Origin of the sequence: Bacillus sp. V2I10 (assembly GCF_030817055.1) — a bacterium.
Taxonomy (GTDB): domain Bacteria; phylum Bacillota; class Bacilli; order Bacillales; family Bacillaceae; genus Bacillus_P.
Window position 1 is genome coordinate 773087 of record NZ_JAUSYV010000001.1, and the last position, 23927, is coordinate 797013.

At 40.6% G+C, this 23927-nt stretch carries 24 protein-coding genes and 1 pseudogene; 24 read left to right on the forward strand and 1 reads right to left on the reverse strand.

Features of this window, described 5'->3' with window-relative positions:
- Positions 1-151: 151 nt before the first annotated feature.
- The 22 genes and pseudogenes from QFZ72_RS03935 (at position 152) to QFZ72_RS04040 (ending at position 21387) form a co-directional block, all read left to right on the forward strand.
- Positions 152-720: pseudogene (locus tag QFZ72_RS03935) on the forward strand (DUF6470 family protein).
- Between the two features lie 26 nt (positions 721-746).
- Positions 747-1175 (forward strand): flagellar assembly protein FliW, encoded by a 429-nt coding sequence (gene fliW, locus QFZ72_RS03940; RefSeq protein ID WP_307429665.1) that lies wholly within the window; start codon positions 747-749, stop codon positions 1173-1175.
- Positions 1175-1399: a carbon storage regulator CsrA gene (gene csrA, locus QFZ72_RS03945; RefSeq protein WP_307429667.1), complete on the forward strand. Its 225-nt coding sequence runs from the start codon at positions 1175-1177 to the stop codon at positions 1397-1399. Before fliW ends, csrA begins: the two co-directional genes overlap by 1 nt.
- 182 nt (positions 1400-1581) lie before the next feature.
- Positions 1582-2415 carry a flagellin Hag gene (gene hag, locus QFZ72_RS03950; RefSeq protein WP_307429670.1) on the forward strand — a complete coding sequence of 278 codons (834 nt, stop codon included), beginning with the start codon at positions 1582-1584 and terminating at the stop codon, positions 2413-2415.
- A 523-nt stretch (positions 2416-2938) separates the two neighbouring features.
- Positions 2939-3271: a flagellar protein FlaG gene (gene flaG, locus QFZ72_RS03955; protein ID WP_307429673.1), complete on the forward strand. Its 333-nt coding sequence runs from the start codon at positions 2939-2941 to the stop codon at positions 3269-3271.
- Positions 3272-3285: 14 nt separating this feature from the next.
- On the forward strand, positions 3286-5064 hold the full coding sequence (locus tag QFZ72_RS03960) for a flagellar hook-associated protein 2 (protein WP_307429676.1): 1779 nt from the start codon (positions 3286-3288) through the stop codon (positions 5062-5064).
- 18 nt (positions 5065-5082) lie between these two features.
- Positions 5083-5484, forward strand: coding sequence for a flagellar export chaperone FliS (gene fliS, locus QFZ72_RS03965; RefSeq protein ID WP_307429679.1), 402 nt, complete (start codon positions 5083-5085; stop codon positions 5482-5484).
- Positions 5484-5834: a flagellar protein FliT gene (fliT, locus tag QFZ72_RS03970; protein WP_307429682.1), complete on the forward strand. Its 351-nt coding sequence runs from the start codon at positions 5484-5486 to the stop codon at positions 5832-5834. Before fliS ends, fliT begins: the two co-directional genes overlap by 1 nt.
- Complete coding sequence (locus QFZ72_RS03975; protein WP_483862251.1) at positions 5818-6216, forward strand: DUF8042 domain-containing protein; 399 nt, start codon at positions 5818-5820, stop codon at positions 6214-6216. Before fliT ends, QFZ72_RS03975 begins: the two co-directional genes overlap by 17 nt.
- A gap of 207 nt (positions 6217-6423) precedes the next feature.
- Positions 6424-6996: a ribosome hibernation-promoting factor, HPF/YfiA family gene (gene hpf, locus QFZ72_RS03980; protein ID WP_307429687.1), complete on the forward strand. Its 573-nt coding sequence runs from the start codon at positions 6424-6426 to the stop codon at positions 6994-6996.
- Between the two features lie 228 nt (positions 6997-7224).
- Complete coding sequence (gene secA / locus QFZ72_RS03985; protein WP_307429690.1) at positions 7225-9735, forward strand: preprotein translocase subunit SecA; 2511 nt, start codon at positions 7225-7227, stop codon at positions 9733-9735.
- Positions 9736-9792: 57 nt separating this feature from the next.
- Positions 9793-10894, forward strand: a protein-coding gene (gene prfB, locus QFZ72_RS03990; RefSeq protein ID WP_307429693.1) for a peptide chain release factor 2 whose coding sequence is annotated in 2 segments (ribosomal slippage) — positions 9793-9864 and positions 9866-10894 — 1101 coding nt in all. Because the reading frame shifts where the segments join, the coding sequence is not laid out codon by codon here.
- 366 nt (positions 10895-11260) lie between these two features.
- Complete coding sequence (locus QFZ72_RS03995; protein WP_307429696.1) at positions 11261-12127, forward strand: YitT family protein; 867 nt, start codon at positions 11261-11263, stop codon at positions 12125-12127.
- A 53-nt stretch (positions 12128-12180) separates the two neighbouring features.
- Positions 12181-12513, forward strand: coding sequence for a cytochrome c551 (gene cccB, locus QFZ72_RS04000; protein ID WP_307429699.1), 333 nt, complete (start codon positions 12181-12183; stop codon positions 12511-12513).
- A gap of 435 nt (positions 12514-12948) precedes the next feature.
- Complete coding sequence (ftsE, locus tag QFZ72_RS04005) at positions 12949-13635, forward strand: cell division ATP-binding protein FtsE (RefSeq protein WP_307429702.1); 687 nt, start codon at positions 12949-12951, stop codon at positions 13633-13635.
- Positions 13628-14518 (forward strand): permease-like cell division protein FtsX, encoded by an 891-nt coding sequence (ftsX, locus tag QFZ72_RS04010; protein WP_307429705.1) that lies wholly within the window; start codon positions 13628-13630, stop codon positions 14516-14518. Before ftsE ends, ftsX begins: the two co-directional genes overlap by 8 nt.
- 67 nt (positions 14519-14585) lie before the next feature.
- Positions 14586-15932 carry a murein hydrolase activator EnvC family protein gene (locus QFZ72_RS04015; protein ID WP_307429708.1) on the forward strand — a complete coding sequence of 449 codons (1347 nt, stop codon included), beginning with the start codon at positions 14586-14588 and terminating at the stop codon, positions 15930-15932.
- 518 nt (positions 15933-16450) lie between these two features.
- Positions 16451-17914, forward strand: coding sequence for a S41 family peptidase (locus QFZ72_RS04020; RefSeq protein WP_307429711.1), 1464 nt, complete (start codon positions 16451-16453; stop codon positions 17912-17914).
- 264 nt (positions 17915-18178) lie between these two features.
- On the forward strand, positions 18179-18532 hold the full coding sequence (locus QFZ72_RS04025; protein ID WP_252207555.1) for a swarming motility protein SwrAA: 354 nt from the start codon (positions 18179-18181) through the stop codon (positions 18530-18532).
- Positions 18533-18634: 102 nt separating this feature from the next.
- Positions 18635-19813, forward strand: a complete 1179-nt coding sequence (locus QFZ72_RS04030) for a PDZ domain-containing protein (RefSeq protein ID WP_307429716.1) — start codon at positions 18635-18637, stop codon at positions 19811-19813.
- A 285-nt stretch (positions 19814-20098) separates the two neighbouring features.
- Complete coding sequence (locus QFZ72_RS04035; RefSeq protein WP_307429718.1) at positions 20099-20827, forward strand: MerR family transcriptional regulator; 729 nt, start codon at positions 20099-20101, stop codon at positions 20825-20827.
- 239 nt (positions 20828-21066) lie between these two features.
- Complete coding sequence (locus tag QFZ72_RS04040) at positions 21067-21387, forward strand: ribonuclease E inhibitor RraB (RefSeq protein WP_307429720.1); 321 nt, start codon at positions 21067-21069, stop codon at positions 21385-21387.
- Between the two features lie 80 nt (positions 21388-21467).
- Here the strand turns inward: QFZ72_RS04040 and cyoE are convergent, their stop codons facing one another.
- Positions 21468-22382: a heme o synthase gene (gene cyoE / locus QFZ72_RS04045; protein WP_307429723.1), complete on the reverse strand. Its 915-nt coding sequence runs from the start codon at positions 22380-22382 to the stop codon at positions 21468-21470.
- 390 nt (positions 22383-22772) lie between these two features.
- Between cyoE and QFZ72_RS04050 the strand changes: the two genes are divergently transcribed.
- Both QFZ72_RS04050 and QFZ72_RS04055 read left to right on the forward strand, forming a co-directional pair.
- Positions 22773-23186, forward strand: coding sequence for a VOC family protein (locus QFZ72_RS04050; protein ID WP_307429726.1), 414 nt, complete (start codon positions 22773-22775; stop codon positions 23184-23186).
- Between the two features lie 252 nt (positions 23187-23438).
- Complete coding sequence (locus tag QFZ72_RS04055; protein WP_307429727.1) at positions 23439-23870, forward strand: MarR family winged helix-turn-helix transcriptional regulator; 432 nt, start codon at positions 23439-23441, stop codon at positions 23868-23870.
- Positions 23871-23927: the final 57 nt, after the last annotated feature.

Genomic DNA, 23927 nt, shown 5'->3' on the forward strand with positions numbered 1-23927 from the left:
AATTTTGCGTATTGATGTCTAGCTCCATCGCCCAGCTTCTCGGCCAGAACAAATCCGTCAAAAAAGTCAAAACCGGACTTTTCTGCCGGATTCTTATCTGTCTGTCGGAGCTAAACGGGCGCTTACACTTTTCTAAATAGGAGGACAATTCATGGACATTCCTCAAATAAGGTTAGAAAGCAGATTTGCTAAACTAGGTTTAGAAACGGTCAATGCTTCACTTGAAATTCAGCAGCCAAAAGCGGACCTATCCATCCAGCAGCCAAAAGCAGAGCTGTCCATACAAACAACACCTGGCAAGCTAACAATTGACCAGACAAAAGCCAGGGAAGAGGTGGATTTAAAGCATATTTCTAAGCGAATTGCAGAAGCAGCAGACCAGGGGCACCGGGACGTTCTTTCCGGAATTGCGAGACGAATCCAGCAAGGCGATGAACAGATGAGAATTGAAAATGGCGGTAAACCGCTTACTGCTCAGGCGAAAAAAACAGCGAAGGCGAAATCAAGCAATTTAACATAGGGTTTATCCCATCTCATTTCAGCGTAAAGCTTGACTATCAGCCATCAGAAGTGAAAATCGATGTGCAGAGAAATGCTCCGATCATTGAGAGCAAAATCAACAAGCCGATCATGGACTATAATGCAGGAGAGGTAAAAGTGGAACTCGCTGAGAGAAATCAGCTAAAAGTAGACTTTGTTTCAATAGACAGAAAGATTTAATAGACTTAAACAAAGGAATGTGAAGCATGTTAATTCAAACGAAATATCATGGGGAAGTAACAATTGATGAAGCGCACAAAATCACCTTTGAACATGGGATTCCAGGATTTATAGAAGAAAAGAACTTTATCTTGCTTCCGCTTGAAGAAGGCTCTTCATTCTTTATCCTTCAATCCATTCAATCTCAAAACACTGCATTTGTCGTCACTAGTCCCTTTTTCTTTTTCAAAGACTATGAATTTGATTTGGATAAATCATCAAAAGAATTATTAATGATAGAATCTCCAAATGATGTCGAAGTGTATGTTATTTTAACAGTCAGTGATCCATTTACGAACTCAACAGCGAATTTACAAGGTCCGTTGATTTTAAATAAAGGAAAAAGATTGGGCAAGCAGCTTATCCTTAACAAGACAGAATATACAACTAAACATCGTCTATGGGAGGGAGCATAATGCTTGTTTTAACTAGGAAAACTGGAGAAGCGATTCAAATTGGCGATGATATTGAGATCACGGTAATCTCTATCGCTGGCGACCAAGTGAAAATCGGTATTAGCGCTCCTGAAAATGTAGATATCCATCGCAAAGAAATTTACATCTCAATTCAAGAAGAAAACAATAAGGCAGCAGAAGTATCTCTAGATATGCTTGCTCAATTAAAGAACAGAAAACCTTAAGCACATTCGCTTAAGGTTTTTTTATGAAATATTTTCTAAATGCTCTAAAACAACTCCTGATCATGACGATATAAGAAGTGTAACAAGCAGAACCAACAGGCGGCCGACCGTTGCGACTGCGAGTATATAAGAATTCACATGGATGTGGATTACTACAATTATTTCAAGGAGGAAATTTTAAAATGAGAATCAATCATAATATTGCGGCTCTTAATACTTACCGTCAGTTGAACAGTGCTTCCAATGCACAAAGTAAATCTATGGAGAAATTATCTTCAGGTATGCGAATCAACCGTGCTGGTGATGATGCAGCTGGTCTTTCTATTTCTGAAAAAATGCGTGGACAAGTTCGTGGTTTGGATCAAGCTTCTCGTAATGCTCAAGACGGTATTTCATTAATTCAAACTGCGGAGGGAGCTTTAGGTGAAACTCACTCTATCCTACAACGACAACGTGAACTAATTGTTCAAGCCGGAAATGGTGGAACTTTAGCAACAGAAGACCTAACAGCGATTAAAGATGAAATCACTCAATTGAACACAGAATTAGATGGTATTTCAACACGTACTGAGTTTAACGGTAAAAAGTTGTTGGATGGTAGTTTTGCGAAGGATTTCCAAATCGGAGCAAATGCTGGTCAACAACTTTCATTAACAATAGATAATGGTACAGCTTTAGAGGGATTTAGCTCAACGGATTTAGCTATGGATGCTCTTGCTCTTGATGGTACTAAAGCAAATTTCGATGTAGATATTGCAAAAGTTGATGCTGCAATCGGAAAAGTTTCCGCTTCTCGTTCTAAACTAGGAGCAAATCAAAATCGTTTAGAGCACACTATCAATAACTTGAATAATGCTTCTGAAAATCTAACAGCTGCCGAATCTCGTGTACGTGACGTAGACATGGCGAAAGAAATGATGAACCAAACAAAGAATTCTATTCTTTCTCAAGCAGCACAAGCAATGCTGGCTCAATCCAATCAAATGCCTCAAGGAGTTTTACAACTTCTGAGATAATTGATTAGAAGGGCGTCCAGTTTGGTAACGAACTGGAGCATCACTGGGTGAATTGCTGGAACTTCCTAAAGCTTCATCAACCAAAGCGTAGTTGGAAACGACAGGCGAAATGGTTTGAAAATGATGAAGATGAACAATGGATAATCAGCAGCCAAGCTCCTGTGAGGAAACTCTGGAGAAGGTTCAACGACTAGAGAACACGGTCTAAGGCGAGAAGCTATGACTATGAATCTCGTAGGGCAGTGAAAACTGTTCGAAGTGCCCAGCCCCATATAATTGAAGGGTGAAGATATAGTCTATTCTATGACCGAAAGGCGTAGCGGCAAAGCAAGCCAACCAACAACCACAAGGTGTACTTCAATTACTTCGTTAATTGGACTAAAGACTCTAGCCATGCTAGGGTCTTTTTTATGTTAGATTTTACTATTCAATATTTAAACTGAATTTAAACTTTAAGACTTCAAAATCCTATAAGTACAACCGATATAACCATTAGAACATAAATCCCAAGGAGCGACCCACCATGATGATCGAAAAAATGTCATCGCAGCCTGGTCCGCGCATCTCAGAAATCGACACGAAACCTATTAAACTTCCAGAACATAATAACGAAGAAAACATACCCACATTTTCAAAAGAAGAATTAGAAAAAGTCATAAATGGCATTAACGATTTCCTGCAGCCTGCTAACACGCATATTCAGTTTCAGCTTCACGAAAAGCTGAACGAATATTACGTAACGGTAGTTGATAATCAAACAAAAGAAATCGTCAGGGAAATCCCGTCGAGAAAAATACTCGATTTATATGCAGCAATGACAGAATTTCTGGGATTTGTTGTAGACAAAAAGATTTAGAGAGGTGATTCAGCATGGTTCGAATAGGTGGTTTAGCAAGTGGAATGGATATTGATTCGCTTGTAGCCGATCTAATGAAAGCAGAGAGAATGCCGCTTGATAAATTAAAGCAAAATAAACAAACGCTTGAATGGCAGCGGGACGGCTATCGTGAAATGAACAGCCTGCTGTTTGCATTTCGTAATGCGACATTTGATATGAAACTTTCAAGTAATTACCGTGCACGTTCAACGAACAGTTCCAATTCAGATAAAGTGACAGCCACTGCCACAAGTGCTGCAAGTCAGTCTTCTTACAGTATTTCAAAGGTCGACCAACTGGCGGCAGCTGCAACAAAGGTGAATGCTGGAGCGATTTCAGCAGCCGGATCAAAGGTTGACCCTTCAAAATCTCTTTATGAGATCAAAGATTCGTTTGCCAACCAGAATTTCAACTGGCAGACAGGTACCGTGAAAAATCAGACGATTACCGCTGATGCAGATGGAAGTACGTTTAATCTCAAATTAGAGAGCGGAGAAGTTCTTAAAAACTTCGATAAAGATGCCGTTATTAAAGTAGATGGAAAATCTATTACACTTGTAACAGGAACACCGCAGGCTGGAGAAGCAAAGATTGATAGTGACGGGACTCTTACATTCGGGGAGTCGATTAAAAAAGGAAGCACTATAAAAGTAGATTATGTAATAGACAGTACAGACAACTACATGTCCTTTGACATGCAAACACACACATCCAAAGGGCAAATAAATGAAAATTTTCTAATACAGGGAACAGAATCATTAAATACCGTTTTTAATAAAATCAATTCATCTGAACTAGGTGTCACCGCTTTATACGATTCTTTTTCGGATAAAATTACGCTTACTAGAAAAGAAACTGGTGACTTTAATACGGCAGGTAATGAAATCATTACTTCAGCTGGTTTCCTGAACGATGTGTTGAGTTTTGGTTCTGGAACGGAGACGGGCGGCCAGAACGCAAAATTTACGATCAACGGCCTTTCAACCGAACGGACATCCAACACTTTCGAGATGAGCGGAGTCACTTTCACTTTAAAAGACACATTCACAGCCACAGACTCAGCAGTATCAATAAACGTCACAAACGACACGAACGCTGTCTTCGACAATATTAAAAAGTTCGTGACCTTATATAATGAAACAATCGCAAAAATTCAGGCCAAAACAGATGAAACACGCTACCGTGATTATCAGCCGCTGTCTGATGAAGAGCGCGAATCTCTAACTGATAAACAGCAGGAGCAATGGGACGAAAAAGCTCAAAGCGGACTGCTCAGAAAAGACTCAATCCTAACTGGTGCACTAAGCCAAATGCGTTCAGATTTTTATTCCACTCTATCTGCAGCATCCGGCTCGTCATTCACTCATTTGTCTAACATTGGCATCTCGACAACTTCGAACTACCGTGAAGGCGGCAAGCTGATCATCGATGAAGCGAAGCTGAAAAAAGCGATTGAAGAAAACCCTGAAGGTGTTGAAAAGCTCTTTACAAGCAACGGGCCGACAAGCGGTGAAAAAGGGATTATCACAAACCTTTATGACAACTTAAAAACAACGATGGACAAGCTGAATGCGAAGGCAGGAACTTCAAGCTCAACAAGCCAGCAGTTTACAATCGGCAGGAACCTTTCCTCCATTGACACTCAAATCGATCGGTTTGAAGACCGCTTAACCCAAGTAGAAAACCGCTATTGGTCGCAGTTCACGGCGATGGAAAAAGCCATTCAGCGTTCAAACGACCAAATGAATTATCTTATGCAGCAATTCGGTTAATAAAGGAGTAAATTGAAAATGGCACTTAACAACCCTTATCAAGCGTATCAGCAAAATTCTGTGAGTACAGCTTCACCGGGCGAATTAACGCTGATGCTTTATAATGGCTGTCTTAAGTTTATCAAGCAGGCACGCCGGGCAATTCAGCTGAAAAACACGCAAGAGAAAAACCTCAATCTTCAAAAAGCACAGCGGATTATCCAGGAGCTGATAATTACGTTAAATCCTGAAGCTGCTGTATCTGAATCTATGATGTCAATGTATGAATATATGAATCGCCGTTTAGTAGAAGCCAATATTTCAAACGATTTGGCTATTCTTGCTGAAGTGGAAGTGTATGTAACGGAGTTTCGTGATACTTGGAAGCAAGTAATTCAATCGGCCCGCAAGCAGCAGTTCGGACAAGGCGGTCAAGTCTAGTGAGTGCAGTAAACAAACTGCATCAGCTTACAAAGCAATTACTATCAGAAGTAAACGGTGCACCAGATAAAGACATGAGAGACAGCCACATCGTTAATATCCAGGATTGGATTGAGCAGCGTGACAGCCTGATCAACCAGCTAAAGCCTCCTTACAATCGTGAGGAAAAACAGCTTGGCAAAGAAATTACTGAATGGAACGCCATTATTCATGACAAGCTGAATCTGCTGAAGCAGGAAATTAAAAACGATATTACCCAGCTCAAGGTTCAAAAAGCATCGAATCAAAAATACATCAATCCTTATCAGAACGCATCAGTTGACGGCATGTACTATGATAAACGCAAATAAATCCCTCACTCAAAGTGAATATGAGCTCTTTTATTCCTATAATGAGCTGCTTAATTGTATTGAGGAGGACATGTACGATTTGATTCAGAGCTTTGAATCCATGGAGTACACAGAAGGCGAGCGTGTCATGGATGATCTTGTTGATGCATTCATTCAAATTGATACCACTCATTCCGGCATGTTCCACCTGGCAAGAGATGATGAGCATCTCCAAAATCAAATTCTTTTATTTGATCAAATCATCGACGAATTGAAGCCGTTTACATTGAATAAGGACGATACCCTTTCTTTTCAGATCTATATAAAAGAAGAGCTTTCAGTATTATTCATCAAATGGAAAAGGGAGGTTCAGGCATACCTATTGCCATACCTGTTTCATTAATCTCATCTGCATCCGGATGGGATTTTTTCTATAGCATAAATAAAGATTCTCAGTCATATTCTATTCACATCCATCCACGGCAGTCATTCAGCCGCAATCTTCAACAAATTTCACATAGTTTTAACATTATTTTAACGTTTGAGCAGGAATACCCGAGGGAAAGAGAGAAATAAGTTTACATATCCTTAACAAAAGGAGGAGTTCATTTTGAATTATAACGTCAGAGGCGAAAACATTGAGGTAACTCCAGCTTTAAGAGAGTATGTCGAGAAGAAAATCGGCAAGCTAGAACGCTATTTTGAGGATTCAATCGATGCAAACGTAAATGTAAATTTAAAATTCTACAATGATCAAGAATCAAAGATTGAAGTAACGATTCCAATGACCAATTTAGTATTGCGTGCTGAGGAATACAATGAGGATATGTACGCTGCCATCGATCTTGTGACAAACAAGCTTGAGCGTCAAATCCGTAAACATAAAACGAAAGTAAACCGAAAATTGCGCGAGCAGGGTTCAGCGAAATTCATGTTCACAAATGGGGCAGTTGAGGCAGAGGGTGAAAACACTCAGCCGCCAGTTCAGGAAGAAGATGACACGATCGAAGTTGTCCGCACGAAGCGCTTTAACTTAAAGCCAATGGACAGTGAGGAAGCGATTCTTCAAATGAACATGCTGGGCCATAACTTTTTCGTTTTCACAAATGCTGAAACGAATTCTACGAATGTGGTTTATCAGCGTAAAGACGGCAAATATGCAATTATCGAACCAACTGAATAATACCAATAAACCAATGCAGTCCGTTCTATGAGCGGGCTGCATTTTTACTTTGTCCGATTTACTAATGGCATTATTTTGTAACTTTCGGCATGCTTTTTTTGTCCATACCCGATATACTGTTGAAAACATTAAATATATGGTAAAATAAATAATAGTTTTGAAATTTCTAGCGGGTTCTCATGAATACTGTTCATGTATGGCACTTCATTAGACAGAGGAGCGTATAAAATGCTTGGAATCTTAAATAAGGTGTTCGATTTTAACAAACGTGCATTAAATAAATATGAAAAAATGGCTAATCAAATAGAGTCTTTAGCATCAGACATGGAAAAGCTTTCTGATGAAGATCTAAAGGCGAAAACACAGGAGTTTAAAGGCCGCGTTGCAAAAGGTGAGAGCGTCGATGACCTTTTGACTGAGGCTTTTTCTGTAGTCCGTGAAGCTGCAAAGCGTGTTCTTGGCTTATACCCTTATCCGGTTCAGCTTATGGGGGGTATCGCGCTTCATGAGGGCAATATCTCTGAGATGAAAACAGGGGAAGGTAAAACGCTGACGTCCACAATGCCTGTTTATCTGAATGCTCTTTCTGGAAAAGGCGTTCATGTTGTAACAGTCAATGAATACTTGGCAAGCCGTGATGCTGTTGAAATGGGCAAGCTGTATGAGTTCCTTGGTTTAACAGTAGGTTTAAATACGAACGGCCTTTCAAAAGAAGAAAAGCGTGCTGCTTATGCGGCTGATGTAACTTATTCTACTAATAATGAATTAGGATTTGACTACTTGCGCGATAACATGGTGCTTTACAAAGAGCAGATGGTTCAGCGTCCGCTTCACTATGCTGTAATCGATGAAGTTGACTCCATCTTAATTGACGAAGCGCGTACGCCGCTGATCATCTCCGGTTCTGCTGCAAAGTCAACGATGCTTTATGTGCAGGCAAACGGTTTTGTGCGTTCTCTTAAACGTGACGAGGATTACACGTTTGATGAAAAAACAAAAGGTGTTCAGCTGACAGAAGACGGTATGTCTAAAGCTGAAAAAGCATTTCATATTGAAAACCTTTTTGATCTTACACATGTTTCATTAAATCATCATATAAATATGGCATTAAGAGCACATGTTGTGATGCACAATGATGTTGACTACGTAGTTGAAGACGGTCAGGTTGTCATCGTTGACCAGTTTACAGGCCGTTTAATGAAAGGCCGCCGCTACAGCGATGGTCTTCACCAGGCAATTGAGGCAAAAGAAGGTCTTGAGATTCAAAATGAAAGCATGACGCTTGCAACGATTACGTTCCAGAACTACTTCCGCATGTACGAGAAGCTTTCTGGTATGACGGGTACAGCGAAAACGGAAGAAGAGGAATTCCGCAACATTTACAACATGCAGGTTGTAGCGATTCCTACTAACCGTGATGTTGTCCGTGATGACCGCGCTGACCTTGTATACCGTTCAATGGAAGGCAAGTTCAAAGCAGTTGTGGATGATGTAACGACGCGTTATTTTGCCGGTCAGCCGATATTGGTTGGTACGGTTGCTGTTGAAACGTCAGAGCTTATTTCAAAGCTTTTGAAGAAAAAAGGCGTTCCGCATAACGTTCTGAATGCGAAGAACCATGAGCGGGAAGCTGAAATTATCGAGAATGCCGGTCACCAAGGTTCCGTTACAATCGCAACGAACATGGCTGGACGCGGTACGGATATCAAGCTTGGACCTGGTGTTATAGAGCTTGGCGGTTTAGCTGTTATCGGTACAGAGCGCCACGAATCCCGCCGAATTGATAATCAGCTCCGCGGACGTTCAGGCCGTCAGGGAGATCCTGGTGTGACTCAATTCTACCTTTCTATGGAAGATGAATTAATGAGACGCTTCGGTTCTGAGAATATGATGGCGATGATGGATCGTCTTGGAATGGATGATTCACAGCCGATTCAAAGTAAAATTGTTACACGTGCGGTTGAATCTGCGCAAAAACGTGTTGAGGGCAATAACTTTGATGCACGTAAACAGCTTCTGCAATATGACGATGTTCTCCGTCAGCAGCGTGAAGTCATTTACAAGCAGCGCTTTGATGTCATTGATTCAGAAAATCTTCGCAGCATCGTAGAAAGCATGGTTACATCAACAGTTGAGCGCGTTGTTGCCATGTACACTCCTAAGGACGAGCTTCCTGAGGAATGGAATCTTGATGGATTGCTTGATTATTTAAGCGCGAATCTTCTTGAAGAGGGTACCTTCACGGTGAATGATTTCAAAGGGAAAGAATCTGAAGAAATCACTGAGCTTGTGTTAGAGAAAACAAAAGCACGCTACAACGAAAAAGAAGAAGCGTTCGGCGAAGAGCAGATGCGCGAATTCGAAAAAGTGATACTGCTTCGCGCGGTTGATACGAAATGGATGGATCATATTGATGCAATGGATCAATTGCGTCAAGGTATTCACCTTCGCGCTTACGGACAGACGGATCCGCTTCGCGAGTATCAAATGGAAGGCTTTGCGATGTTTGAAAACATGATTGCATCGATTGAAGAAGATGCTGCAAAATATATCATGAAAGCAGAAATCCGCAACAACCTTGAGCGCGAGGAAGTTGCAAAACCACAGGAGGCCGTTCACCCGAAAGAGGGAGACGAGGCGCCTAAGAAAAAACCTGTTAAAAAGCAGATGGAAATTGGCCGAAATGAAGCATGTGTTTGCGGAAGCGGCAAAAAATACAAAAACTGCTGCGGTAAGTAAATCAGGAAAGAGAGGTGTCAGGCACCTCTCTTTACCCCATTTTAGAGGAGAATTATAATGGAATTATCAGATATCCGGAACGAACTTGAAAAAATGGCTAAGAAATTAGCGGCTTTTAGGGGGTCTCTTTGACCTCGACCACAAACAGGCTCGTATTGATGAGCTAGATGAAATGATGTCCCATCCGAATTTCTGGGATAATCAAAATGAAGCACAGACCGTTATTAATGAAAGCAATTCTTTAAAAGAAGCGGTTAACCAATTCAATGAAATGAACGAAATGCATGAGAATCTCGAAATGACGCATGAGCTTTTAAAGGAAGAGTTTGATGCTGAGCTTCATGCCGAGCTTGAAGGCGAAGTCGTGGAGTTGACAACAGCTATGAACGAATTTGAGCTTCAGCTCTTATTAAGCGAGCCTCATGATAAAAATAATGCGATTCTTGAGCTTCATCCAGGAGCTGGCGGCACGGAGTCCCAGGACTGGGGCTCTATGCTGCTTCGCATGTATACTCGCTGGGGCGAAAAGAAAGGCTTCAAGGTAGAAACCCTTGATTATCTGCCTGGAGACGAAGCCGGCATTAAGAGCGTTACGCTTCTTTTCAAAGGACATAACGCATACGGTTACTTGAAAGCTGAAAAAGGTGTTCACCGTCTTGTCCGTATTTCACCATTCGATGCTTCAGGCCGCCGTCATACATCGTTTGTATCATGCGAAGTTATGCCTGAATTCAATGATGAAATCGACATTGATATCCGTACAGAGGACCTGAAAATTGATACGTACCGTGCGAGCGGTGCCGGCGGTCAGCATATCAATACAACTGACTCCGCTGTCCGTATTACGCATATTCCAACCAATACGGTTGTAACATGCCAAACGGAGCGCTCACAGATCAAAAACCGTGAGAGAGCCATGAAAATGCTTCAAGCGAAGCTCTATCAGCTGAAGCTTGATGAACAGCAGGCAGAGCTTGACGAAATCCGCGGCGAGCAAAAAGAAATCGGCTGGGGATCTCAAATCCGCTCTTACGTATTCCACCCGTACTCTCTTGTAAAAGATCACCGCACAAGTACAGAGAGCGGAAACGTTCAAGGTGTCATGGACGGCGACTTAGATCCATTTATTGATGCATACTTGCGTTCTAAACTTTCATAAGAAGATATTACGGCTGTCCTTTTGAGGGCGGCCGTTTTTTTTATTTTTAGAAGGAAAATGTAAAAAAGATAGTAAAGCTTTTATAACGGCAAGTATTTTATTGATTCCCGCAAGTAATAGGGTCATTTTAGACAATATTTTCTCTATTTTGGAAAGTAAGCACTATCTAAATAACGAAAATTTTTCACAAAAAGTAAGTTCCCATAACCAAATATGGCTAAATCCATCATCATTAGCAAAAACTAACCCCAACCCTTTACCTCTTTAGCACGTTATTACACTGTTATTTACAGCTTGTTCAGACGGGTGCTATACTCTGAAAGGTTATGTCAAAAAACAAGTGTTTTCATAGATGGAGGATACAGCATGTTTCAGCGTAAACGCACTCGTACTTACAATCCGGCTTTAGAAAAGATCACTTCATATTTGTTTATTTTGCTTGGTTCTGGAATCGTTGCCATTACCTTTAATTTGTTTCTCTTGCCTAACCGCATTGCATCTGGCGGAGTCAGCGGCATTAGTACAATTACAGATTTCTTATTTGAATTTGAACCTGCGTATGTTCAGTGGGCCTTCAACATTCCTTTATTTATTGCAGGAGTTCTGCTTCTTGGAAAGCAATTTGGTTTAAAAACGTTAATAGGAACCATTTTCCTTCCTTTTGTAGTCTTTTTAACGAAAGATATGGAGCCTGCTACGACAGATCCTTTGCTTGGCGCCATTTTCGGCGGAATCGGCGTAGGTCTTGGTCTCGGTCTTGTTTTTCGCGGAAAAGCTTCAACAGGCGGGACAGATCTTGCGGCACAGATTATCCATAAGTTTACAGGACTCTCTCTTGGTACATGTGTAGCTTTAATAGATGGACTAATCGTGCTGACGGCAGCTTTTGTTTTTGATATAGAACGCGGTTTATATGCACTTGTAGGCCTTTATGTGACGAGCAAAACAATTGATATCGTTCAAGTTGGACTTGGACGTTCAAAGATGACGATGATCATTACCAATCAAGAAGAAGAAGTCAGAAAGGCTATTCTGAGTGAAATTGACAGGGGAGTGACCAAATTATCTGCTTTCGGAGGCTACACGGACAATGAGCGGCCGATTTTAATGTGTGTGGTTGATCAAACAGAATTCACCAAATTGAAACAACTCGTAAAAAGCATTGATACGTCTGCATTTGTCGTTGTAATGGATGCTTCTGATGTACTCGGCGAAGGTTTCAAGCGGGCGTAGATAGGATATAATAGAAATGTATTTTATATCCTTATTTGAGGAGGATTTTGGCAATGAAAACAAAACTATTCGCACTATTATTTGGAACATCATTAGCGCTCGCTGCATGCGGAGGCGGAGATAATGCCGGAGAAGAGCCTAAAGAAGATTCAGGAACTAAGGATACGGCAAAAGCTGAAGAAATCGTACAGCAAAACTGCATCAGCTGTCATGGACAAAATCTTGAAGGCGGCGGGGCTGCACCTAGCCTGGAAAAAGTAGGCGCTAAATATGATGAAGATAAAATTGAAAGCATCATTAACAAAGGTCAGGGCGGAATGCCTGCAGGTCTTATTAATGAAACAGACGCAGCTGTGGTAGCAGAATGGCTTGCGCAGAAAAAGTAACTTCCATTAAGACCAGCCTGAAAAATATGGCTGGTTTTCCTATTTTTATCCCCTCACTTTTAACCTAATTCTATCCAATCCGCAAGTAAAACCTTTCGACACTCAGAAAAATTTACCATTATATAATCCCTAAAAATAGATTGTCTTTTTAGTCGGAAAGTTCTAATATTTACATTAAAGCGTTTCCAATACCTCCAACATTGGAACCATAAACAATTGTTAATCGATAAAATTCTACAATTTACGACGTTGAAATGAAACTGTAATATTTTTAAGTCTATTTTTGCCGAACTTTGATGTTATAATATTTTTTGTGGGTAATCTTATTAATATATGAAAATATTGGATACATATTCCGAGACACACTCTTAAAAACAATACGAACCAGCGGACACCACGTAATCTACAAAATAAACAGCTTTGGGTGATAAAAATATGATCGAAATGACAGACGTTTTTAAAACGTATTCAAATGGCGTTCTTGCCATTAATGGAATAAATGTAAAAATTGATCAGGGCGAATTTGTTTATGTTGTCGGTCCGAGCGGTGCTGGTAAATCAACATTTATTAAAATGATGTACCGTGAAGAAAGACCAACAGACGGCAAAATCGTGATCAATGGAATAAATCTTGCTAAATTGCGGGAAAAGAAAGTTCCATATTTAAGAAGAAGCATCGGCGTTGTTTTCCAGGACTTTAAACTTTTGCCTAAGTTAACTGTTTTTGAAAACATTGCATTTGCTCTTGAAGTTATTGGAGAGAATCCTAGAATTATCAAAAAGAGAGTGCTGGACGTTTTAGACCTTGTTCAGCTCAAGCATAAGGCTAGATTTTTCCCTAATGAGTTATCAGGAGGAGAACAGCAGCGCGTTTCGATTGCGCGGTCAATTATTAACAATCCTGGGGTTGTCATCGCTGATGAGCCGACAGGAAACCTTGACCCCGATACTTCCTGGGAGATCATGAGCATCTTTGAGGAAATCAACAATCGAGGAACGACTGTTGTGATGGCGACACACAACCGTGAGATAGTAGACACCATGAAAAAACGAGTCATCGCGATCGAAGATGGAAAGATTGTGCGTGACGAGGCTAGAGGGGAGTATGGGATTTATGATTAGAACCCTTGGGCGTCACTTCAAAGAAACGTTAAAAAGCTTAAGCCGCAATGCCTGGATGACATTTGCGTCAGTCAGTGCCGTAACTGTCACTTTAATTCTTGTCGGAACGTTCCTGGTTATTATGATGAACTTAAACAACTTTGCTTCTAAGGTTGAAGAGGACGTTGAAATACGGGTGCTGGTAGATGTGACAAGCACACCCGAGGAACAAAAGCAGCTGAGGACCAAGATTGATAACCTCAGCGGAATTAAAACAGCAAAACTGTCACCAAAGGAAAAAGAACTTGATAACCTGATCAGCAGCATGGGAGAACAAGGGAAATCTTATCAGCTTTTTGAACAGAACAATCCTTTGAATGATGTTATTGTCATCAAAACGGAAGATCCGCGTGAAACCCCTCAAATCGCGAAGAGGATTGAGGGATTTAATGGAGCTTATAAAGTTCTGTACGGTAAAGAAGAAGTAGAAAAACTATTCAATTTTGTTGAAATCTCAAGAAACATCGGCATCGGGTTAATCATCGGATTAGTCTTTACGGCCATGTTCCTTATCTCAAATACAATTAAAATTACGATTTTTGCCAGAAGGCATGAAATAGAGATTATGAAACTAGTAGGTGCAACAAACTGGTTTATCCGCTGGCCGTTCTTCCTTGAAGGTTTATTGCTTGGAATTATGGGATCAATTATTCCGATTGTGCTCGTAATGGCCACGTACAACTATTTATATACATGGGTTGAACCGAAAGTTGCAGGTTCATTTGTTCAATTACTGCCGTTTAGTCCATTCGTCTTCCAAGTATCAGCTATTTTGATCTTAATAGGCGGATTAATCGGAGTGTGGGGAAGTTTAATGTCTGTCCGAAAGTTCTTAAGAGTATAAACTGGCAATCTGATAGATTGCTGGTTTCCTCGTTCAGAGGATGATAGATAAAGGGAGGAACTAGAGAGTGAGAAAGAAAATCTTATCACTTGGGTTGGCTGCTTTAATAGGGACAAGCTCTGTTATTATTCCAATTACCCAAGAAAAGGCATATGCAAACGCTGATCTTGAAAAGAAAAAAGCAGATATTCAAAATGAGCGTTCAGGCGTAGATTCAAACATCCAAGAAAAGCAAGGCGAGTTATCAAAGCTTGAAGAAAAAGAGAAAAGCTTAAATAACGAGATTGAAAAACTTGATAAGCAAACAGCGGATACAAATGAGAAAATCCGTGAGCGTCAAGCTGAAATCGATGAAACGAAACAAAAGATTGAAGAATTAAAGGTTCAAATTGCAGAAGTAAAAGAGCGTATTAAAAAGCGTAATCTACTTCTAGAGGACCGTGTACGTTCTCTACAGGAGAGCGGCGGTGTAGTAAGCTATTTAGATGTGCTACTAGGTGCTCAGGATTTCGGTGACCTTGTTACGCGCGTAAGTGCTGTAACAACGATTGTCGAAGCAGATAAAGAAATTATCAAAGCCCACGAGGAAGACAAAAAACTTCTAGAGCAAAGTGAAGCAGAACTAAGTAGCCAGCTTCAGAAGCTTGAAACAGCTTTAACTGAGTTAGAAGCATTAAAACAGCAGTTAAAACAGCAAGCAGCAGAAAAAGGCAAATTAATTGAGCAAGTTAAAGCTCAGCATCAGGAAACAGAAGCAGCAATCTATGAGTTAGAAGATGAATCAGCATTCTTAAAAGAGCAGGAAGCAGCAATTCAAAAAGAAATGGAACGTCAAAAACAAGTAGAAGAACAGCGCAAGCGCGAAGCAGCAGAAGCAGCTGCACGTGCACAGCAGGAAGCTGATGCAAAAGCGGCAGCAGCAAAAGCAGCGGCTAGTAAGCCAGCAGCAGCTTCATCTAACAGTTCTTCAAATGAATCAACAGCAACTGCTCCGGAACCAGAACCGGCACCTGCACCGGCAGTAACTGGCGGCAAGTTCATGTGGCCTGCACAAGGTACATTTACATCTGGATATGGCCATCGCTGGGGTAAATTGCACGCTGGTATTGATATTGCAAACAGAGCAAGCAATGTACCAGTTGTAGCAGCAGCAGCAGGAACGGTTATCCGTTCTTACTACTCAAGCAGCTATGGAAATGCTGTTTTCATTTCACATAACATCGACGGTAAAGTATACACAACTGTTTATGCACATTTAGAAGCGCGCCATGTAAGCAGCGGACAATCTGTCAGCAAAGGTCAGCAGCTTGGCTACATGGGTAACACTGGCCGTTCAACAGGCAAGCATCTTCACTTCGAAATTCACGATGGTGCTTGGAAAAACCCAGTTAACCCAATGCAGTTCTTACAATAATAACCAAACTCCTAAAACATTATGTTTTAGGAGTTTTTTTGTTGTTTAGGAAATTATAGGATAATTCGTATTTACACATAATCACTAATAGGTGTGTCTACTTTCCATACTAAGCGTCGAATGGAGCAAGTAAATCATCTTTGTGTAGAAAAAAGTGCGTCTAAGCGTCGAATGGAGCAGAAAAATCGCTTTCCTGTAGAAAAAAGTGCGTCAAGGCATCGAATGGAACAAAAAAATCACTTTCTATTAGAAAAAAGTGCGTCAAAGCGGAGAATGAAGAAAAAACTCGCCTTTCCTGGAGAAAAAGTGCATCATAGGATATCAAAATTACAAATTGATTTCCCAAGTACAACTTCAAGAACACAAATTATTTTTGATTAGCTTTTTTCATGTTCCTTTATTTTTAAGTGAAACCATCTTGTCCTACATGATTTATCCTTTTTTCACATATACTAGAGATACGAGTTTATTTGTAAAGATCGTACATAACGAAGTTAACCTTTAGAAGGAGGAACAAGATGAAGCAAAAAGTCACAGCTCTTATGATGGCTCTCTCAATGGCACTGGGTGCGGGCGGCATGTACGCCGGCATGCAGTTTATGGAACATGATCAGCAGGATACAAAAGCAGAAGAGCTTGCCGTTCCTGCTGTGACAGATGTATTAAAGCAAGATCGGGATCAAGAAGTAGAAGGTCTCGAAAAAGTGAAACAGGCCTATGACTTAATCTCAAGCAAATATGTTGAGGAAGTAGACGAGGAGGAGCTGCTTGAAGGAGCGATTCAAGGCATGCTGACCACTCTCGATGATCCTTATTCTGTCTATATGGATAAAGAAACAGCCAAGCAATTTTCCGATAGTCTTGATTCTTCTTTTGAAGGGATCGGTGCAGAGGTGGGAATGGATGGCGGTAAAATCATTATCGTCTCTCCATTTAAAAATTCACCTGCAGAAAAAGCAGGGCTGCAGCCGAATGATCAGGTCATTAGCATTGATGGTGAGCCTGTAGTCGGCAGCGACCTCAACGATACCGTCCTTAAAATCCGCGGGAAAAAAGGAACAAAGGTTAAAATTGAAGTGCTGCGGACCGGTTCAAAAGAAAAACTGAGCTTTGATGTGACACGGGACGAAATTCCGATTGAAACGGTATTCAGTTCTGTTAAAACAAAAGGGAAATCGAAATACGGCTATATTGAAATCACCTCTTTCTCCGAAGATACAGCTAACGATTTCACAGAGGAATTAACAAAACTTGAGCAAAAAAACATTAAAGGACTGGTCATCGATGTTCGCGGAAACCCGGGCGGATATTTGCAAAGTGTGGAAGAAATTCTGAAACAATTTGTGACCAAGGATCAGCCATACATTCAAATTGAAGAGCGCAACGGCGATAAGAAACGCTATTTCTCCAATTTGACTCAGAAAAAAGACTATCCTGTTACAGTCCTGATTGATAAAGGAAGTGCATCTGCTTCTGAAATTCTGGCAGGAGCTTTAAAGGAAGCCGGAAAGTATGAGATTATTGGAGAGACCTCTTTTGGAAAAGGCACTGTTCAGCAGGCTGTTCCTATGGGCGACGGAAGCAATATCAAGCTGACCCTTTATAAATGGCTGACACCTGAAGGAAACTGGATCCATAAAAAAGGTGTTGAACCAACAATCAAGGTTTCACAGCCTAAGCACCTTGTAACTGCACCGATCCAGCTGGAAAAACCGCTCGCTGTTGATATGAATGATGAGCAAATCAAAATAGCGCAGATTCTTTTAAAAGGATTAGGCTATGACCCAGGAAGAGAAGATGGATATTTCGGCAAGAAAATGGCTGAAGCCGTCAAGGATTTCCAAAAGAAAAACAAGCTTTCGGCTACTGGAAATATTGATGTTCAAACAGCAGAGGCCATTAATCAAAAAGTTTCTGAACAGCGTTTAAATGGAAAACATGATCTTCAGCTTGAGAAAGCGATTGAAACATTATCCAAATAAATAGTAGAGCCAGCTTGCAAACTAGTGAGCTGGCTCTATTTTTATGGAATTTCCTGACAAATTAACTACATTTAGGACGATTTTCTATTTTTTTGTGAGAATAACGACGAAAATCAGAAAGAATTTCCGTATTTTTATAATTAGTACCGACTTTTCGCGCACAAAAAAATGAAACTTTAGCTAGTTGATAAATTGGGATATTAGTTTTACGATGGAAGTACTGTTCTACAACACACTCTAAAAACAGAAAGATGGGGAGATCAATTGAAAAAAAGGGCAAGTGTGATGAGAGAACAAACTTATCGACAGTTGACAGAAGAATTTAAAGAAAGACTACAAACTGCAAATTCCTCACATGCGAAGGTCAGCAAATGGGTTCAGCTGTTCTGCATGTACTTGGCAAACTACACAGACGTTAAGAGACTGCAGGAAATCGATAAAGTTTGCATTCAAGAATACTTTCACTATTTAACGGAGAACTACAAGCGTCTTTCGTTAAACCTCACGGATATAAAACGGTCTATGCAGCTGATTGAAGAAGTGCTGGATATTAAAGTAGACGACTCACTCCTTGATTTTTCACTGTCGAATTTGCATCTTTGGAGCAAATTAAAGTAAACTCGGTCAATATAAGATATTCATCCTATTCTATATCTGATAAAATAGCATTAATCGTTTACTTACTAAGCTGACGAAAGCAATCAAGGTGGTGTATGAAGTTTGCTCGAAAACTGGTTGCTAGAATTTCTATTGGCAATGGGAAGGTTTTTTATTCATCCTCTCGTTTATTTTTTCCTTATTTATTCACTTGTGCTTGGATTTATTCGCATAAAGCGGGAGCGAAAATCCTTCCATACAAGAATTCAAGATATCTATGAAGAAGTACGGTTTACATATTCAAAAGGACTGCTTACAGGTCTTCTTTTGTCTGCAGTGACATTTGTACTTGGCATGATGATGCCTCTTGGTTCAATCATCCTGCTGGCAGCCGTGACAGTTATTCTGTCTCTTACTTTTCAGCTGCGCTTTCTTTCGCCGGCTTACACAATGGGATTAACAATTTTTTCGGTATTTCTTTTGATGCAGGCAGATGCTGTCTCTTTTTTACCAGATCTAAATGAGACAAGCTTTTCCTTACTTGCTATTTTAATGGGACTGCTTATGATTGCGGAGGGTGTCCTTGCTTATCGGACAGCTCATATAAAGACGTCTCCGTTTCTATTAAAAAGCAGCAGGGGTCTTCCAATCGGGAATCACGTTGCAAATCGCACATGGCTGCTGCCGCTGTTTTTACTCATTCCAGGAGGATCCTTAACGGAAAGCCTGTCGTGGTGGCCGGTATTGACAATCGGAGATGAGCCGTTTCTTTTTGTATTCATTCCTTATATCATTGGTTTTCATCAAAGAGTTCAGGGTTCATTGCCTCAAGAAAGTATTATGGTCACGTCTAAGCGCGTCATCTGGCTTGGATTGATGATTTTTGCCGCGGCGGTCGCAAGTGTCTGGTTTATGCCGCTTGCATTTGCAGCAGCTCTGCTTGCCATCATAGGCAGGGAATTTTTGACCGTCCGGCAGCGGATGAATGATAATTCTGCAGCTTTCTATTTCTCAAAGCGGGATCATGGCCTGATGGTGCTTGGCATTTTGCCGCATTCACCTGCCGTCAAGCTTGAGCTTGAAGTTGGCGAAATCATTATGAAAACAAATGGAGCCTCGGTCAAAACGGTCGATGAGTTTTACCAGGCTCTGCAAATTAATGGTGCTTTCTGCAAAATGGAAGTCATCGGCTTAAATAGAGAGATCCGCTACGTCCAGGGAGCTGTTTACAAAGGCGAACACCACGAGCTTGGCATTCTGTTTGTGCAGGATGAGAAGAAGTGGGAGACAGAGGCGGTATAAGCTGCCAGATAAACACTCAAACTATTGTTTGAGTGTTTTTTGTATCGGTGTAAACTATTGGAGTGTATGGTGTGTTGAAAATGATGAAATTGGTACCTAAGGACGGCTATGATACCCTGAAAAGACGAAATAGTAACTTAGGAAATCATAGTGCTGCTATGGCACCCCGAAGAGGCACAATTCCAATATTAAGGGAATCAGCCCCAATAAAATAACTTAAAAAATCGATTGACTCTGACGTTACGTCATACCTTAAAGTTAATGGTGAAGGGAGGCTGACAGCTTATGAAAGTAAAAGAGGTCGCGGATTTAGTTGGAATTAGTGTGCGCACACTGCATCATTATGATGAAATCGGATTGTTAACGCCAGATAAGGTAACTGATTCTGGATACCGGCTTTATTCCAATGAAAATCTCGAAACGCTGCAGCAGATCTTATTTTTTAAAGAGCTTGGTTTCCCTTTAAAGAAAATAAAAGAAGTCATCAGCAGTCCTTCATTTGACCGGGAAGAAGCGCTCAGGCTGCACAGGAAAATGCTGCTTGAGAAGCGGAACCGGCTTGATCAGATGATTGCAACAGTTGAGAAAACAATAAAACATGCGAAAGGAGAAATTGAGATGTCACAGAAAGAAAAATTTGAAGGGTTTGACTTCAGTCAAAATCCTTATGAGCAGGAAGCTCGTGAACGCTGGGGCGACGAGGCGGTTGATAAGGCTAACGCAAAAGCAGCAGGCATGACTATAGAGATGCAGGAAAATTTTAATAATCTCTATAGAAAGCTTGCAGATCTTCGTTACGATTCACCTTCATCTGAAGAGTCGCAGGCTGCAATCGGAGAATGGTATGTAATGCTGAATGAATTTGGTGATTATTCGCTTGATGCTTTTAAAGGACTCGGACAAATGTATGTGGATGATGAACGGTTTACGAAAAACATTGATAAGTTCGGTGAAGGGTTAGCTGCATATATGAGAGATGCAATGGCTATTTACGCGGATAATCATAAGAAGTAAAAACAGAGCTCAGCCGTTTTTTGGCTGAGCTCTCGTTTCATATGCAAATCTTAAATAAAATAAAGTCCGCGCATACTTTCTTCCTTGGTACATCAGAATATAATTGATACATTTCGTTAAACTGTATTCGTTTATGGAGTTCCTCTTGCTGCCATTTTCTCAGACTTTAGATGGGGATTGCAATTTTAGATTGTTATAAGATAATGAAGATGCACTTTTTATAAAAAGGAGGAGATACTGTGAATTTTCCAAAGGATGAGGATGGAAAAGTACTGAGTATGCTGTATAAAGAGGGTCTTAATTTTAAGAAGCCTCATATGATTGATTTTTATGTGGCGGTTCCGGATCAGGAGAACGGAGAAGCTATTGTAAAGGCACTCTCTGATAAAGGCTACAAATTCATGATGGAGTATGACGATGATGTGGAAGAATGGACATGCTTTGGCTCCGTTAAGATGCATTTAAAGCATAATGAGATTGTGGCCATGCAAAAGAAGCTTGATGCGATTACTAAGCCGCTTGGCGGCTATGCAGATGGATGGAGCGTCATGACTGAATAGAAAAAAGCCAGCTGAAGGGCTGACTTTTTTAGTTATTGCAAAATATAAAGTTTTGAGTACTCGTGGCGCTTCCGCTTTTCTTATAGAAAAGAAACAATAATTAGCATAGTGAAAATGATCGTTAAATGATTGAGTGAGAAGATAAACATCATCGTTGCCCATTTGTAATCATCCATCTTTTTAAAGCTGATGATTCCGGCAAGCATCCAGGCAAGCGTCAGGGCGAACATGGAGAAAGCGACAACTTTGCTGAACGATAAGAACAGGAATGATGATGCAAGCAGCAAAATTAAATAAACGATTGTTTGAATTTTAGCACGCGGTGTTCCTTTTACAACCGGAAGCATCGGAACGCTTGCATTCTTGTAATCTTCTAAACGTCTGATGGCAATCGCATAGAAATGCGGAGGCTGCCATAAAAACATTAAAACGAATAGTCCAAGTGCTGCAGGGTGGAACATGTCAGGCGAAATTGCTGCCCAGCCAATTAGAGGGGCAATGGCGCCGGATAAGCTTCCTACCTCCGTGTTATAAATGGTTTTTCTTTTTGTCCACATTGTGTAAGGGACAAGGTATAAAAATAATCCAAGAGCTCCAATAAAAGCCGTTAAAGGTGAGATCAAGAACAAAAACACAATTCCGCTTATTGAAAGAGCGGTGCCAAGCCATAAAGCAAACTTGGGATGGATGGATCCTGTAACTGTTGGTCTCTCCATCGTGCGTTTCATAAGAGAATCGATATCGCGGTCGTAATAGTTATTAATCGCACCGGCACCGCCTACAACAGCTGCTGTACCTAGAAGAGCAAGAATGACGACTAGAATATTATCCACAAAACTGACATTATATACAGACAATGCTACTGAAAGGCCGGCAAACATACCTAGTAGGTTTGATTTCACAATGCCGTCTTTGACGATAGCCTTAAAATTACTCCAAGAAAAGATGCTTTTTATAGAAAGAGAATCCTCTACGATTACCTCTGTACTTTTCATCACAATTCTCCTTTTCTTTTTTAAAGAGATAAGAAAGTATAAAGTTTTGCGCATTGATGGCGAGCGTAATCGCCCAACTCCTCGGCCAGAACAAATCCGTCAAAAAAGTCAAAAGCGGACTTTTCTGCCGGATTCTTATCTATCATGCCTGAGCTGAACGGGCGATTGCGCTTTTCTTAATCCAAACTCATACTAACATACTTGATTATCTAACATATTAACAGTTATTTGTACTGGAAAGTAATAGTCGGGAGCATTTGACAAAAAGATGTCGTATCTTTGTGAACATTTTCTATACGTTTTCTTATTCTTCAGACAATTATCCGATTGAGTATTAGGAAGCTGTCCACAATAATGACAGTATCTTCCATTTTAAAGGAGTGTTTGTGTATGAAGCATCAAGCAACACCTTATTTAATGTTTAATGGGAATGCGAAAGAAGCGCTGGAGTACTATAAAGGAGTTTTCGGCTGCGAGATTGCAGAGATGCAGACGTATGGCGAAGCCGATTATCCGGCTCCTCCTGAGGCTGAACATAAGATCATGCACGCCCGCCTGAAAAAAGATGATCTGCTTCTAATGATTTCAGATGCTTTTCCTGGCAATACAGTTGAAACCGGCAACAATCTATCATTGGTGCTGGAGTTTGAATCGGAGGATGAAATCAGAACCGTTTACAGTGCTCTAATTGAAAAAGGCACGATTTTGATGGAGCTTCAGGATACATTCTGGGGAGCCACTTATGCTAAGGTGAAGGATACATTCGGAATGATCTGGGATCTGAATCTTGAGAAAGCTAAATAAGAATAATCAAAAAGGAGTGCCTGCCTGGTACTGCTTTTATATAGTTATCAAGTATTTATGTCTAGCTTCACCGTCCAGCTCCTCGGCCAGAACGGATCCGGCGAAAAGTCAAACCCTGACTTTACTGTCGGATCCTTATCTGTCATGCCAGAGCTAAACGGGCGATTCCGCTTTTCTTATGAAAATGCTTGCATAAACTAGCTTCTTACACTACCATTATTTGTGGACAGACTGTAAAAGGAGAGTGTAGCTATGAACACTAAATATTATTTGGACAACTCACTCGGATATAAGCTGTTCCATGCTTCAAGGCTAATATGCAGCCGTTTAAATCAAAACTTAAGAGACTATTCCGTTACGTATGAACAGTGGCAAATCCTGTGCAGACTTTATGAAAAGGATGGCCAAACGCAAAATCAGCTGGCTCTGCTTAATGAAAGAGATCAGCCAAGTGTTTCACGGCTTATTGATAATATGATCAAGCGCGGGCTGGTGAAACGAGTTCCGCACGAAAGTGATGGGCGCATCAACCTGATTTTTTTGACTGAAGCAATGAAAGATCTTCAATCTGAGCTCGAGGGGTTAGCAAGTCAAACCATTGCGGATGCTTCAGCAGAGATTAGTGAACACGACATGGAAATCTGTCTGGCGGTGCTTGATAAAATAAGAAATAACTTAAAATAAATGTTTATTGCCCAAATACTTGTTTAAACAAGTAAATTTATATTGACAAATGATAAT

Excerpts from the sequence above, each read along its gene's own strand:
- fliW (WP_307429665.1), top strand. The coding sequence starts at position 747 with ATGTTAATTCAAACGAAATATCATGGGGAAGTAACAATTGATGAAGCG.
- csrA (WP_307429667.1), top strand. The coding sequence starts at position 1,175 with ATGCTTGTTTTAACTAGGAAAACTGGAGAAGCGATTCAAATTGGCGAT.
- hag (WP_307429670.1), top strand. The coding sequence starts at position 1,582 with ATGAGAATCAATCATAATATTGCGGCTCTTAATACTTACCGTCAGTTG.
- flaG (WP_307429673.1), top strand. The coding sequence starts at position 2,939 with ATGATGATCGAAAAAATGTCATCGCAGCCTGGTCCGCGCATCTCAGAA.
- QFZ72_RS03960 (WP_307429676.1), top strand. The coding sequence starts at position 3,286 with ATGGTTCGAATAGGTGGTTTAGCAAGTGGAATGGATATTGATTCGCTT.
- fliS (WP_307429679.1), top strand. The coding sequence starts at position 5,083 with ATGGCACTTAACAACCCTTATCAAGCGTATCAGCAAAATTCTGTGAGT.
- QFZ72_RS03975 (WP_483862251.1), top strand. The coding sequence starts at position 5,818 with ATGATAAACGCAAATAAATCCCTCACTCAAAGTGAATATGAGCTCTTT.
- secA (WP_307429690.1), top strand. The coding sequence starts at position 7,225 with ATGCTTGGAATCTTAAATAAGGTGTTCGATTTTAACAAACGTGCATTA.
- QFZ72_RS03995 (WP_307429696.1), top strand. The coding sequence starts at position 11,261 with ATGTTTCAGCGTAAACGCACTCGTACTTACAATCCGGCTTTAGAAAAG.
- cccB (WP_307429699.1), top strand. The coding sequence starts at position 12,181 with ATGAAAACAAAACTATTCGCACTATTATTTGGAACATCATTAGCGCTC.
- ftsE (WP_307429702.1), top strand. The coding sequence starts at position 12,949 with ATGATCGAAATGACAGACGTTTTTAAAACGTATTCAAATGGCGTTCTT.
- ftsX (WP_307429705.1), top strand. The coding sequence starts at position 13,628 with ATGATTAGAACCCTTGGGCGTCACTTCAAAGAAACGTTAAAAAGCTTA.
- QFZ72_RS04020 (WP_307429711.1), top strand. The coding sequence starts at position 16,451 with ATGAAGCAAAAAGTCACAGCTCTTATGATGGCTCTCTCAATGGCACTG.
- QFZ72_RS04035 (WP_307429718.1), top strand. The coding sequence starts at position 20,099 with ATGAAAGTAAAAGAGGTCGCGGATTTAGTTGGAATTAGTGTGCGCACA.
- cyoE (WP_307429723.1), bottom strand. The coding sequence starts at position 22,382 with ATGAAAAGTACAGAGGTAATCGTAGAGGATTCTCTTTCTATAAAAAGC.
- QFZ72_RS04050 (WP_307429726.1), top strand. The coding sequence starts at position 22,773 with ATGAAGCATCAAGCAACACCTTATTTAATGTTTAATGGGAATGCGAAA.
- QFZ72_RS04055 (WP_307429727.1), top strand. The coding sequence starts at position 23,439 with ATGAACACTAAATATTATTTGGACAACTCACTCGGATATAAGCTGTTC.